We start from the raw sequence: 458 nt of genomic DNA, 5'->3' as shown, positions 1-458 counted from the left end.
TTTCTGGTCAATGAGGGCGTGCACCTTGCGGCGCAGCCGAGTAATTCTGCGTTTACCCGCTTCGGCGTGCAGCTTTCGTCGGTCGTTGAGTTTCGCGCTTTGCACCAACTGCTGACAGCATTGATCCACGGATTCCTGCAGCGCGTTGAAGTCTGCGCTAGACGGGGTTTGCCCGCTGAGTTGTTTGACGATATCGCGGGTGGCGCGTTCGAAATTCTGTTGCAAACTCGGGTCAGCATGCTGCCAGCGTTCGCTGCTTGCGACGAGTTGGTGACTGATTTGGCGCGCAGGGTGAAGCGGGTTGAGAAATAGCTGGCGGTCGCGCAGCGCCACACTACTAACAATGGTTTGCAGGGTGTTCAGCGAGGCCAGGATGCTCGCGGACAGCTGCCGACGATTCACATGGCTGCGCCCGAATATCGCGGCGGCTTCGCGAATAAGCTGCTGGTCGCTGAGGG

General features: G+C 59.0%; 1 protein-coding gene. It reads right to left on the bottom strand.

Annotation, left to right across the window (positions count from 1 at the left end):
- Positions 1-458 (bottom strand): DUF1631 family protein (locus B3K78_RS08465; RefSeq protein WP_286695108.1); only part of this gene is annotated, 458 nt, incomplete at both ends.

The sequence above is a fragment of the Spongiibacter sp. UBA1325 genome, from assembly GCF_002306875.1.
Taxonomy (GTDB): Bacteria; Pseudomonadota; Gammaproteobacteria; order Pseudomonadales; family Spongiibacteraceae; genus Spongiibacter; species Spongiibacter marinus.
The sequence above is the reverse complement of the archived record's forward strand: the minus strand, read 5'-3'. Positions and strand labels throughout refer to the sequence as shown.